This window comes from Acinetobacter guillouiae (assembly GCF_002370525.2).
Taxonomy (GTDB): Bacteria; Pseudomonadota; Gammaproteobacteria; order Pseudomonadales; family Moraxellaceae; genus Acinetobacter; species Acinetobacter guillouiae.
On sequence record NZ_AP014630.1, the window covers coordinates 3,643,113 to 3,657,273 of the forward strand.

Below are 14,161 nucleotides of genomic sequence, written 5' to 3' on the forward strand. Positions count from 1 at the left end.
TAACCATTTGTTTTAACTGTATTTTCAATAAATTTGCATTGACGTATTATTTAAATGTGGTATAGCACCATCACGTGCATGCCAAACCACACTAAAAAACCCAGATAAATATACAAAAAGCATTCGCTACAGGATGTAGAAAATGCTTTTTGTACGGCTTAATTAGACTTAAATTAAGTTAGGCTGCTCAACACTGAGTTGCTCTAAATGTTGTGAGACATTGATATGGTTTGTATTCACAACTTCAGCTGGATTTGGCGTATTGGCAAAGCCATCTAAAGTATGACCAACTGCATTAAAAACCTCTAAATGATCCAACTGATTACTCATGCTTAGTGCTGCTTTACTGGCACTTGCTTCAGGAATTAATTGAATATCAATGAGCAATTTATCACTAGATTTATCGCCATCTTTATCGACAAGTGTAAATGTAAACTCTTCTTGGGTTTTACCTACAGGACGAGTCGGAGCTGGGTTATAACTAAAGTCACCAAACTTATCTGCTGACATATTTAATTTAAAGCTACCACCGATCTCTGTTTTCACCATCAGTACACCATTACCAGCATCTTGCCAAATACTCGCATTGCTATTGCTACTGGTGATTTGGTTTGTTGCATAGTCATAAGTATAGTCATACCCATCAATCTGAATGATTAACTGACCTGCACCATCGGCACCGAAAGATGAAACAATATTGCCCACATCATCCGTACGAATAGACCCCTGAGTATCAGTAGCTTCTGGAACCAACTCAGACATAATACCGCCGAGATCAGACATATCTTTCAAAATAATAATGTCACTCGAACCATCTTTGTTGGTGCCTTTTTCGCCATCGAAAGCAATTGGTTTTAAGAAATCTGCCCCCTCATCCATTTGAGGACCAATACCAATCGCAATAGATTTTATGTTTTGTTCTTTTAAGAACGCTGTCCACTTATCTTCACCGATATCGATATTTTGATTGCCTGGTTCATAATTTGATGGTGACGTTGGTTGGATACCACGTACGCCATCCGTGCCATTACCAAAGTTTGGAATACCATCACTGACAAAGAGCAAACTATTGTTCACCTTAGCGCCGTCCACACCGACAACTGGACCAGCACCTTGATTATTCAAATAACTATGAATAACTTCTTGTAAAGCCGCATCGTAGTTGGTATCTACACCAATATCTTTTGGTCGAGTGCCAAAATTATATAATCCTTTCACAATTTTCTTGGCGTCATCTAATGACACCCATGTATCTGTTTGACCAGGTAGCGAAAGATGCTTGGCTAATTTTGAGAAGCCAATGATATTCACTTTCACGTCTCCATTACCTGGGGCTACACTGTCAAGTTGCTCCTGATACTTATCTAGCATCGTTTCAATCGCTTCGACAGCTGCGTTCATACGCATTTTCTCGCCACCATTTACCGGATCTGGAATACCGCTATCTCTTGCACCCATACTGCTAGAGAGATCCAGACTAATGATCACGTTCGCATAAAAAGTCGTCTCACCATCTGCAACTACAGATATTGGCGCTGCTACTGATTTATCATCTTCCACAGTAATAATGAGGTTAGCATCGCCAATATTGGTATTGATACCAAAATCAAGATCTAAACGCTCACTGTTCTCACCCACATGATCCACTGGCGCTTTAAGACCAATTTCATAAGGAATTGTGGTTTTCCCATTGCTGGTCACTGGTGTACCCAAAGTAATCGACATTACTTCTTGACCGCTTGGCGTGGTTCCAACTAAGCCACCATTTGCTGTTTGGGTCCAGTTTATTGTCTCACCACCAGAAGTGACATCCACTGTTGGCAATGTCATTAAGATATCGCTAATGTCAGCATTACTAGGGTTATCTAAACTCAATTCACCATTTACAACAGCGGCTGTTGAACCATCTCCTAAATCAGCTTCTTTGAGTATTTCGGTTAAGGTACCTGTAGGGCTTATATCTAAAGTTACATGAGCTGGATCCGATACATTGCCAGCTTTGTCTTTGACTGTATATTCAAATTCATCTGGACCGACATAACCCTTGTTTGGGGTATAAGTCACTTCTCCAGTGATTGGATCAACACTAACAGTACCGTTCTGAGGCTGTTTCGTGATCACTACAGTGCTTGGATCTAAATCACCATCTTTATCAGTGTCATTTGCAGTCACATCAATGATGATTGGGGTGTCTTCTTTAGTTTCAGCACTGTCATCAACTGCAACAGGATTTGCACTCACTTCAACCACTACAGTTGCAGGATCAGACACATTCCCCGCTTTGTCTTTGACTATATATTCAAATGTATCTGGACCAACATAGCCCTTGTTTGGGGTATAAGTTACTTCACCTGTGATTGGATCAACGCTGACCGTACCGTTCTGTGGTTGTTTCGTGATCACTACTGTACTTGGATCTAAGTCACCATCTTTATCGGTATCATTTGAAGTGACATCAATGATGATTGGGGTGTCTTCTTTAGTTTCAGCACTGTCATTAACTGCAACAGGATTGGCGGTGATATCAATTACCACAGCTGCAGGATCAGACACATTCCCAGCTTTGTCTTTGACTGTATATTCAAATTCATCTGGACCAACATAACCCTTGTTTGGGGTATAGGTCACTTCGCCTGTGATTGGATCAACACTGACCGTACCGTTCTGAGGCTGTTTCGTGACCACCACAGTGCTTGGATCTAAGTCACCATCTTTGTCAGTGTCATTTGCAATCACATCAATAATGATTGGAGTATCTTCTTTAGTTTCAGCACTGTCATTAACTGCAACAGGATTAGCGGTGATATCAATTACCACAGCTGCAGGATCAGACACATTCCCAGCTTTGTCTTTGACGGTATATTCAAATTCATCTGGACCAACATAACCCTTGTTTGGGGTATAGGTCACTTCGCCTGTGATTGGATCAACACTGACCGTACCGTTCTGAGGCTGTTTCGTGACCACCACAGTGCTTGGATCTAAGTCACCATCTTTGTCAGTGTCATTTGCAATCACATCAATAATGATTGGAGTATCTTCTTTAGTGTTAGCACTATCATCAACCGCAACTGGATTGGCGGTGATATCAATTACCACAGTCGCTGGATCAGATACATTGCCAGCTTTGTCTTTGACTGTGTATTCAAATGCATCTGGACCGACATAACCCTTGTTTGGGGTATAAGTTACTTCACCTGTGATTGGATCAACGTTGACAGTACCATGCTGTGGTTGTTTGCTAATCACCACCGTACTTGGATCTAAGTCACCATCTTTATCGGTATCATTTGCAGTCACATCAATGATCACAGGTGTGTTTTCTTTGGTGTTAGCACTGTCATCAACTGCAACTGGATTAGCGGTGATATCGATTACCACAGTCGCTGGATCAGACACATTCCCAGCTTTATCTTTGACGGTATATTCAAATGCATCTGGACCAACATAGCCCTTGTTTGGGGTATAGGTCACTTCGCCTGTGATTGGATCAACACTGACCGTACCGTTCTGAGGCTGTTTCGTGACCACCACAGTGCTTGGATCTAAGTCACCATCTTTATCGGTATCATTTGAAGTCACATCAATAATAATTGGGGTGTCTTCTTTCGTTTCAGCGCTATCATCAACCGCAACTGGATTAGCTGTGATATCAATTACCACAGTCGCAGGATCAGAGATATTCCCCGCTTTGTCTTTGACGGTGTATTCAAATGCATCTGGACCGACATAACCCTTGTTTGGGGTATAAGTTACTTCACCTGTGATTGGATCAACGTTGACAGTACCATGCTGTGGTTGTTTGCTAATCACCACCGTACTTGGATCTAAGTCACCATCTTTATCGGTATCATTTGCAGTCACATCAATGATCACAGGTGTGTTTTCTTTGGTGTTAGCACTGTCATCAACTGCAACTGGATTAGCGGTGATATCGATTACCACAGTCGCAGGATCAGAAACATTGCCAGCTTTGTCTTTGACGGTATATTCAAACTGGTCTGGACCAACATAACCTTTGTTTGGAGTATAGGTTACTTCACCTGTGATTGGATCAACACTAACAGTACCGTTCTGCGGCTGTTTCGTGATCACTACAGTGCTTGGATCTAAGTCACCATCTTTATCAGTGTCATTTGCAGTCACATCAATAATGATTGGGGTGTCTTCTTTGGTGTTAGCACTGTCATCAACCGCAACAGGATTGGCGGTGATATCAATTACCACAGTAGCAGGATCAGATACATTGCCAGCCTTGTCTTTGACTGTATATTCAAATGCATCTGGACCAACATAGCCCTTGTTTGGGGTATAAGTCACTTCACCTGTGACTGGATCAACGCTGACCGTACCGTTCTGTGGTTGTTTGCTGATCACTACAGTACTTGGATCTAAGTCACCATCTTTATCAGTGTCATTTGCAGTCACATCAATAATGATTGGGGTGTCTTCTTTAGTTTCAGCACTATCATCAACTGCAACTGGACTTGCACTTACTTCAACCACTACAGTTGCAGGGTCTGAAACATTCCCCGCTTTATCTTTGACTGTGTATTCAAACACATCAGGACCAACATAACCTTTGTTTGGGGTATAGGTCACTTCGCCTGTGATTGGATCAACGCTGACAGTACCATGCTGTGGTTGTTTGCTGATCACCACCGTACTTGGATCTAAGTCACCATCTTTATCAGTATCATTTGCAGTCACATCAATAATTACGGGTGTATTTTCTTTAGTTTCAGCACTGTCTTTTTCTGCGATAGGAACATGCTGAGGATGTTCAATTACTGGAGATTTTTTATTGTTATCATGACCTTGACCAATAGCCACTGCCGCTATCGGAACCAAAGCCAATAACCATAATGGATTAAAGGCCCAAAATGCTGCAACTTCTTCACCACCTAAAGCCTGACCTGCTTCAACTTGATCCGCAAGCAAACTCACTGCATCACTTTTTTCTGCACTTTCTGGAACATAAGGGTAATATTTGCCATTTTCATGCTGACCGATCAGTAAGTTAGACTCCCCTTCTGAATAGCCCAACTCACCATTTGCAGCATAATAGTTTTCAATAATCAGATCTGGCTGATCAACATCCCCACCTTCGAAACTAATCCACAAATCCTTATCATGGCGTTTAGTCGCAATATTTTCTGGCCCAAATTGAGTTTCCTTATCAGTAAACTCATAATGAACATTTGCTTTTGCAGCAATTTTTAATGGTTTACCTTGAGAACCACGACCAAACTCACCACCTTCAATATTCAAGGTATCGAGTGTTGATTTTTTAGCATTAATTTTGAGAACAATATTCTTTACAGTCACGTTTATTTCCTTAATTTCAATAATTAAGCATTAATTAATAGAATCAAAATACTAAGTTTTGAAATGAAGCGTAATTACGGCTGAGTACCATAAAGAAGGATCTCAACTCGACGATTGGGCTGATTACATGCCAAACGCGCAGTACGATTTTGAGTGTGTTTTTCAGAACAATCCGTGATCAATAAATTTGTTTTGCCACGACCTTCTGCGGAAATTAAATCAGCAGATAAACCATAATTTATCATCATATTTTTTACACTTTGCGCACGATGTGCTGACAACACTTGGTTATAACTTTCCGTACCGTCTGGATCTGTATAACCAATAACATCTATATGGCTAATCTCGGCTGTTTCATTACGAATGGCATCTGCAACATCCTTAATTTCTTGTTTACCCTGAGTTAACATATTTGCTTCATCTGATTTATCGAACTGAAACAAAGCGCCAGCTTGTAATGTAAATTTCTTCAACATTTTAACGGTAGGCTTACACTTTAAATCGCGATCAACACGTGGCAAGGTATGGACTTGTTCTTTTAAATGCTGCTGAGCATTTTTAATTTCATCTTCATTCATTGCTAAGAAATAAGTCTGCCCATTCTGATCCAGACTCACGCGTAAGTAGGTCGTTTTTTCGAGAGGTAAATTATAGTATTGCCCGCCTTTTTCTTTGGTTGCATAGCGATCTTTGACATCCGTTTCAATTGCAACCAACTTTTGGTTATCAGGACAAACTTCAAGCTCTTTATAAGCATTGGGTAACAATGAAGCCAAATATTCTCCACCTACAAAAATATTTACAGCTTTTCCCTCAATTTTCTCATCACGAACAAAAACAACATTTGCTTTATTTTTATTTACTTTTTCATTAATTTTTTGATTTTCAAAGTTATGCCACTTTTCAACAGCCGTACCATTACTACCACCTTTCACAGCACATCCAGACAAGATTGAACTGAGCAGTAGTGTTGTGACCAACAAGCCTTTATTTGTGACCATCATTAAAATTTGTTCCTTACAGAATTTAAAAGTAAAAAAACCTCTATAACGAAACCTTTAAGCTTCGTAGAGGTTGCACATAAAAACCTTTTAGACAGCGAGACTAATATTTTAAATTTCAGTAAAGCGGCCTAAAAATACGTTTTTTCGTGACATATTTCACGGTTTAATATTTAAGGTACGCAAAAATAATGAATTAAGATTCATACGTCAAATGATAAAAATTTGCCTTTGGGTTAAAATAATTCACCCGAAAAAACATAAGGTTAAATATTGATCTTTAAATATACTTTGATTTAGAAAGCAGTATCTATTTTAAAATTTTTATTTAATATTTCACATGAATTATAAAATATATGACAGCGAGCAATAAAGTGATGAACTTAGATAAGTCATTAACAGGTTTTCAATTATCTAAACTTCATACATTTGAAGTAGCTGCAAGGCATGAGTCTTTTTCATTAGCGGCAAAAGAGTTATGTTTAACACCTAGTGCTGTTAGCCACCAAATCAATTTATTAGAGAAAGAACTCAATATAAAACTATTTTTACGCTTACACCGTAAAGTTGAACTCACGGCTGAAGGCAAGCACATTTTTTGGGCATTGCAGTCTTCTTTAGGCCATCTCAATACTGAAATTAAAGCCATCCAAAATCAAACTTTATCTGGACCACTCACGATTTATGCTAGGCCTTCGATTACACAAAATTGGTTGGTTCCCAAACTGTCTGACTTTATACAGCGCTATCCTTTTATTGAATTATCCATTTTGACTGGCAATGAAAATGTTAATTTGCAACGAGAAGGGATAGATTTAGCACTTTATTTTGATAACCAACCCTGCCCGCAATTGAATTATCAATACTTAATGGATGAACATATTTTACCTGTATGTAGTCCTGAGTATGCTGAAAAATTCAACCTTGTAGACAATTGGCAGAATTTAAACCAGTGTACTTTACTTCACGACAGCCATGCATGGTGTAATAAGACTGGAACGGGTGAATGGGACAGTTGGGCCGCACATTTTAATATCAATATTGATACCCCTTCAGCGCTCTACTTCAATCGCTCAGATCTCGCCTCAATTGCTGCCAAAAATAACCTTGGGGTGACTATGGGGAGAAAGCGATTGGTTGAAAAAGCCATTAAAAATGGCGAACTAATCGCACCATTCCCAGATCAATTTTTACTGTGCGAGCAACATTACTATATCACTTCACTGAAAGATCGCCACTGGCCAAAAATTGAGGCCTTTAGTCTATGGCTCAAAAATCAAACCATCAGTCACGACTAAAATGACTTACTAACAAACCATAATCAAATCAATACTGTACTCGTTTATAAATCGAGTACCTTCTGCTTTTAAATGGGTTTATATTCACATACTTAAAAATTGTCAGAAAGATATGATTGATCCACTCTGACAAAAAATAGATTTTTTATACAAATAACATTCACTGAGAAAAGGACATTCGCATAACCGATAACGTTTTATTCATTACGTTCTTGTTCATATTCTAAAATTGCCTCTTTCGCAATACGAAAACTATCGACTGCCGCAGGTACACCACAGTAAATGGCAACTTGTAAAAGCACTTCACGAATTTGAGTTTTAGATAAACCATTTCTCAATGCACCTTTAACATGCAGTTTCAACTCATGTGGACGATTAAGCGCAGAAATCATCGCAAGATTAATCAAACTACGCTCTGGCTTACTTAGTTCATCACGCCCCCAAACAGCACCCCAGCAATATTCCGTAACCAGCTCTTGTAAAGGTAAATTAAAATCATCGGCATTGTTGATGGAGTGATTTACATAGGCCTCACCCAACACTTGTTTACGAATTGCGAGGCCTTTTTCAAATTTGTCATTGCTCATGTATTTAATCCTCCGAATAAGGTGTATTTGATTTCAAGATAATCCTCAATTCCATATCTAGATCCCTCACGGCCTAAACCTGACTGCTTCATTCCACCAAAAGGAGCAACTTCATTTGAGATGAGCCCCTTATTGATTCCAACCATGCCATATTCAAGCTGTTCACTCATGCGCCAAGCCCGTCCTAAATCTTTGGTATAGCAATATGCAGCTAAACCAAATTCCGTGGCATTTGCCATATCTACGGCTTGTTGTTCGGTTTCAAATTTAAATACGGCGGCAAGAGGACCAAATGTTTCTTGTGTAGCAACATCCATGTCTGCATTGACATCAGCAATAATGGTGGGTTGATAAAACAATTCGCCTGCATGATGTCGTTTACCGCCTGTAACCAAACGCGCCGATTTGGCTAATGCATCTGCAACATGGGCTTCGACTTTTTTAACAGCATTGCTATTAATTAAGGGACCAATTTCAATCCCTTGATCTAAACCATTGCCAATTTTTAAAGCGTTCACCTTTGCACTTAATCCAGCAATAAATTTGTGGTAAATCCCAGCTTGTACCAGAAAACGATTGACACAAACACAGGTTTGACCTGCATTACGATACTTTGCAATCAATGCACCTTCCACCGCTGCATCTAAATCGGCATCATCAAAAACAAGAAATGGCGCATTTCCCCCTAATTCAAGAGATACTTTCTTTAAGGTCTGTGTTGAACGTTGATAAAGCAGTTTTCCCACAGGGGTAGAACCGGTAAAAGTAAACTTACGCACCTCATGACTTTCAAAAATTGCATCGCCAATACTTACTGCATCACCAGTAATCACACTGAAAATATCAGCGGGAATACCCGCCTGAACTGCCAAATCCACCAAAGCTAAAGCTGTAAATGGCGTTTCAGGTGCTGGCTTCACGATACACGGACAACCAGCTGCCAATGCTGGCGCAACTTTACGGGTAATCATTGCAGCTGGAAAATTCCAAGGCGTAATTGCCGCAACAACACCAATTGCTTGTTTCTGCACAACAATACGTGCATCGGTGTAAGGGCTTGGAATAACATCGCCATACACACGCTTCGCTTCTTCAGCAAACCACTCGACAAAACTGGCGGCATATAAAATTTCTCCTCTCGCCTCAGCTAAAGGTTTGCCTTGTTCACTGGTTAAAATAAATGCCAGCTCATCCACCTTTTCAATCATCAAGTCAAACCATTTTTTTAAAATGATTGAACGATCTTTTGCGGTCTTGTTTTTCCATGCAGCCCAACCTGTAACAGCAGCTTTAATCGCCCGCTCAGCTTCTGCCTTACCCATATATGGCACGCTTCCAATTATTTCTTGTGTTGCTGGGTTATAAATATCAGCGCTTTGATGGCTATCGGCATCACACCATTGCCCAGCAACGAAAGCCTGTTGATGGAAAAGTGGCATTGTATTAAGTTGCATACAAATTATCCTTGTTAAACTCTGGTATGCGGAAATAGATCATCAAATCAGTCGATCAATGATCTACCTCCTATCATCCTGTATGATGGCATACCAAAAGAATCGTGAAAAAAATTTTCGGTTGCCCGAATGTGATTTGCTGTGTTTTAGAAATAATAGAATAAAGTCAAATTCAACAACTTATTCCATTTGTTATCATCGCCCTGCGCCAATGATGAGAAATTACCGCCAATAAATGGATCATTTTTACTCACAATATATTCAGCAAGTAAAGAAAGCTGTTTATGATCAATTGAGACACCTAAAATATTACGCGTAGAATCTTGCGATCCTGACAGATCTTTGTTGTAGCGGCTGTGCATAAAATAAGGGGTAATATTGCCAATCTGTTGAACATCTTTAAAGGTATATCCAAGGTCAGCAGTATAATAAGTTGCTTTATTGGCAACAGCATATTCACTGTCATACGATCCCATCAGCGAAGTATCTGGATGATTCAGATCTTTATTGCTGATGTCATTTTCACCTCCAGTTAATGTCAGCCCTAAAGCACCATAATTGAGTTTGCTAAATACTGACCACGCTTTACGACGGCCTGTTTGATTGGTCTTTTTATTGTCAATTTCTGAGATCCAGTATGATGCACCGATCTGTGTATTCAGCCCCTCAACAGCTAAAGGTATATCCTGCGTAATACGCCCAACCCACATATTTTTTTCCTGTAAATTGGTTTGTGACTCATCATCTGAACGCACATAATTCGCAGTATAACGCCCTGAATTAGGTGTATATGTTCCTGAATAATGACCACCATCTATAGCAAAATAACCTAAATCAAACTTGGTTGCTGTCGGCAATTCAGCATGATAATTCACACCAACATTATGTACATCTTCCAAACCTGCAGTGGTATTGATACTACCAAATAGACTATTGCCCCAGAAACGTCCTGGACCAAATGGAATCGGTTGCATCCCGACTACAAGCTGATCGGTTTTATTGAGACGATACCCCACATAAGCATCAATCATGGTCGAAAAGTCACACAGCCGTTCATATTGATAACATCTATACTCAGCATGTCCAAACAGATCACCACGCGCATAATCTAGTTTGAGTTGTGCTGCATCAAAACGAATTTTTTGATCATCGGCATTTTCACCATACTGCTTAATTTGGTAATTACCTCGCACATAACCCGATACTGTGAGCTGACCAGTTTCACTATTACGATCACCAAAACTGATTCCTGCATAGCATGGCGAAATAAAAGCAACGAGAATTGAAGCAACGATCAGTTGTAAATTATTTTTTTTCATTTTGCAGATTCCTTTCTAATCCCCCTTTAATCTTTCCAAGATTAAATAGGTAATACACAACAAAACTAACCACTAAACCTATCACCCATGACACATCAACATCTGGAATAACGTTGGCGAAAGGTCCTGTAAAAAATGCATTGGTCAGGAATGGGATTTGAATTGCAATCCCAATAAAATAGGCGGTTAAAGCTTTTGCATTAAACTTGCCGTAAATGCCACCATCTTGAGCAAAAATAGAGTGAATATCATAGGATTTCTTATTCACCACATAGAAATCCAACAAGTTAATCGATACCCACGGCACCAAGATAAATAGCAAGGCAAAAACCACATTGAGGAAGAAACTAATAAAGTTACTGGATGCCCAAAGCGCAGTAAATGTAGCGAGAACAAGTACCGCAATAGATAAAGCCACACGAATATTTTTACTTGGTATCCATTGACCGGCAAAGGTTTGAATCGATGTAATACAAGATAAGACCGCGCCATATAAATTCATGGCATTGTGACCAATAATATTACAGAGGAATAAAATCATCAGTGCATAGCCAAACAATCCTGTCCCCGATTTGACCGCTTCCATTGCATCTGTAGTAGAACCGATACTGACTGCCACTGTGCCAAATATCATGGCAAAAATCGTTCCTAGAGATGCGCCCCAATAGGTAAATATAAAAGGCTTAAAAATCCCAATGCTTTTAGGTAAATATCTTGAATAATCCGAGGTATAGGGTGAAAAACTAATTTGCCAAACAGCACATAAACCAAACATGGCAAACCAGCCTTTCATATTAAAAGCACCTTTTGCCAAGACATCTGCATTGATATGTGGAAGCATAATCATCAGACCAATTAATAATGCGCCTCCCATAAACCACGTGCCAATCTTATTGAACTTATGAATAAGGTGATAACCCACTATCCCAATCGTGGTTGCAGCAATTGCCCCAATCACCGTGGCCATCGGTACAGGTATTGCAGGTACAACGGTATGTAAAGTTTTGCCAGATAAAATAATATTTGAAATAAAGAACCCCAAATAAATCAGGGTGGTAAATAATACAACCAACAATGCACCATAACGCCCAAACTGTGCGCGGCTCTGGATCATTTGCGGAATACCCACTTGTGGTCCTTGAGCTGAAGTCAATGCCAAAATTGCGGCCCCAAAAAAATGCCCAGCACAAATTGCAATTAAAGCACTGACCAAATTCAGATTAAACGTTAACATTGACATTGCACCGGTAATCACCGCTAAGGGTGCGATATTGGTACAAAACCACAGGGTAAAAAGATCCCGAACTTTTCCATGGCGTTCTGATGGATCGACATAGTCAATTGAATGGCTTTCTATCACAAAAGCATTTTTTTCATTTTGATTCATATCCTTAATCTCTCTTTGAGGAATTCATTTTCCTCAATATCAATTTATTTGTGAGCATAAACCTAGGTTTCACAACCTGCCTTGTCAGCACCATAGCGAGATGACCTGACCTTTATTGCTCTTATTCTGTACATTGATTTTCAGCAGTTTTAATCAATCATTAAAAAAAGATAAAAGTGCTCCAGTTGAGGCTTTTTAAAAGCTCAACAAAAGGTATTTTTAAACCACAGTAAAATTTATGGGATTTCAGTGTTGTGCATATATTTCATCCTTGAAGTTAAAATTTCTAAATCAGACCTTTTAAGATTTATCGCATCACAAAAGGATCATCAATAGGTTCATCTGAAGTACGTAACCAAACGGTTTTTGTCGTGGTGTAATCGAATACCGCCTCAAAACCACCTTCACGACCATGACCAGATAAACCATGACCACCAAAGGGTGCGAGTGGTGAAACTGTCCGATAGGTATTCAACCAAACAATGCCTGACCGAATCGCTTTGGTCATCCGATGAGCACGACTTAAGTTATGGGTAAATATCCCAGCGGCAAGTCCATACGTAGTATGATTGGCTGTTTGAATTGCTTCCGCTTCAGTGCGAAAACTAACCACCGACAATACAGGGCCAAACAATTCTGTCATGACACAATCGGCCTGCTGAGCATCACTACAATCTAGAATTGTAGGTGGATAGTAATAACCTGCACGATCAATGGCTTGTCCACCTGTGAGTAGTTGTGCACCTTGCTGAATTGAACTTGCCACCACTTGCTCAATCTTCTGGCGTTGAGCTAAAGTACACAGTGGACCAAATTCCGTTGCCATATCATCCGGCAAACCAATTTTGATCCGTTGAACCCGCTCAACCAAACGTTGAAGAAACTCATCTTTAATACTTTCTTCGATCAGTAAGCGTGAACCAGCAACACAACTTTGCCCCGTTGCGGCAAAAATCGCAGCGACTTGTGCATTTACAGCACTTTGCAAATCGGCATCTGCAAAAACAATAAATGGCGATTTCCCACCCAGTTCAAGCGATACTTTGGCAAGGTTTTCGGCGGAATTACGTACGATATGTCGTGCTGTTTCAGGACCACCAGTAAATGCCACATGCGCAACCTCAGGATGACGCGTTAAAACCGCTCCACATTCAGTTGCAAAACCCGTAATCACATTCACGACACCTGCTGGAAAACCAGCGTCATGAATCAAGCGAGCAAATGCCAGTAATGGTGCTGGTCCTTGCTCTGAGGCTTTTAACACAACCGTACAGCCTGCCGCTAAAGCAGGACCGACTTTGACAGCGGATAAAAATAATTGACTGTTCCACGGCACAATCGCAGCGACTACACCCACAGGTTCACGAATAGTCCAAGCTTGCATGTCTTGCTTATCAATCGGTAAATAGCGACCTTCTAGCTTGTCTGCAATACCTGCGTAATAACGATAATACTCAGCCACATAAGCAATTTGGCTTGAGGTTTCACGAATGATTTTACCCGTGTCATACGTTTCATACTGTGCCAGTTGCGGTGCAGCTTTTTCTATCAAATCCGCAAGTTTATAAAGCAATTTTCCACGTTGTGAAGCGGTTAAACCTGACCAAGCCGCGTTTTGTAAAGCCTGAGATGCAGCAGAAACCGCACGATTAACCTCAGCTGTTCGAGCTTCTGGCATTTTTGCCCAAACCTGCCCAGTTGCTGGATTGATACTGTCAAATTGCGCAGCACCATCCTCAAACTGACCATTAATATATAACTGAAATGGAGAAGCCATACTCTTCTCT

General features: G+C 40.1%; 8 protein-coding genes. 1 reads left to right on the plus strand and 7 read right to left on the minus strand.

Features of this window, described 5'->3' with window-relative positions:
• Window positions 1-168: 168 nt before the first annotated feature.
• Together AS4_RS16965 and AS4_RS16970 are read right to left on the minus strand one after the other, a co-directional pair.
• Window positions 169-5,328, minus strand: coding sequence for an Ig-like domain-containing protein (locus AS4_RS16965; protein WP_096734944.1), 5,160 nt, complete (start codon window positions 5,326-5,328; stop codon window positions 169-171).
• A 74-nt stretch (window positions 5,329-5,402) separates the two neighbouring features.
• Complete coding sequence (locus AS4_RS16970) at window positions 5,403-6,332, minus strand: OmpA family protein (RefSeq protein ID WP_096734945.1); 930 nt, start codon at window positions 6,330-6,332, stop codon at window positions 5,403-5,405.
• 371 nt (window positions 6,333-6,703) lie between these two features.
• Here AS4_RS16970 and dsdC point away from each other — a divergent pair, with 371 nt between their 5' ends.
• Window positions 6,704-7,627, plus strand: a complete 924-nt coding sequence (gene dsdC, locus AS4_RS16975) for a DNA-binding transcriptional regulator DsdC (protein WP_197724432.1) — start codon at window positions 6,704-6,706, stop codon at window positions 7,625-7,627.
• 197 nt (window positions 7,628-7,824) lie between these two features.
• Here the strand turns inward: dsdC and AS4_RS16980 are convergent, their stop codons facing one another.
• The 5 genes from AS4_RS16980 to tgnC all read right to left on the minus strand — a co-directional run bounded on the left by AS4_RS16980 (window position 7,825) and on the right by tgnC (window position 14,151).
• The gene (locus AS4_RS16980) at window positions 7,825-8,214 is read right to left on the minus strand and encodes a carboxymuconolactone decarboxylase family protein (protein ID WP_096734946.1); all 390 of its coding nucleotides are present in this window, start codon (window positions 8,212-8,214) and stop codon (window positions 7,825-7,827) included.
• Window positions 8,211-9,668, minus strand: a complete 1,458-nt coding sequence (locus tag AS4_RS16985) for an NAD-dependent succinate-semialdehyde dehydrogenase (protein ID WP_096734947.1) — start codon at window positions 9,666-9,668, stop codon at window positions 8,211-8,213. The genes AS4_RS16980 and AS4_RS16985 overlap by 4 nt, the downstream gene beginning before the upstream one ends.
• Window positions 9,669-9,814: 146 nt before the next feature.
• Complete coding sequence (locus tag AS4_RS16990) at window positions 9,815-10,987, minus strand: hypothetical protein (RefSeq protein WP_096734948.1); 1,173 nt, start codon at window positions 10,985-10,987, stop codon at window positions 9,815-9,817.
• On the minus strand, window positions 10,974-12,374 hold the full coding sequence (locus AS4_RS16995) for a purine-cytosine permease family protein (protein WP_096734949.1): 1,401 nt from the start codon (window positions 12,372-12,374) through the stop codon (window positions 10,974-10,976). The genes AS4_RS16990 and AS4_RS16995 overlap by 14 nt, the downstream gene beginning before the upstream one ends.
• Before the next feature lie 307 nt (window positions 12,375-12,681).
• Window positions 12,682-14,151 carry a (Z)-2-((N-methylformamido)methylene)-5-hydroxybutyrolactone dehydrogenase gene (gene tgnC / locus AS4_RS17000; protein ID WP_096734950.1) on the minus strand — a complete coding sequence of 490 codons (1,470 nt, stop codon included), beginning with the start codon at window positions 14,149-14,151 and terminating at the stop codon, window positions 12,682-12,684.
• Window positions 14,152-14,161: the final 10 nt, after the last annotated feature.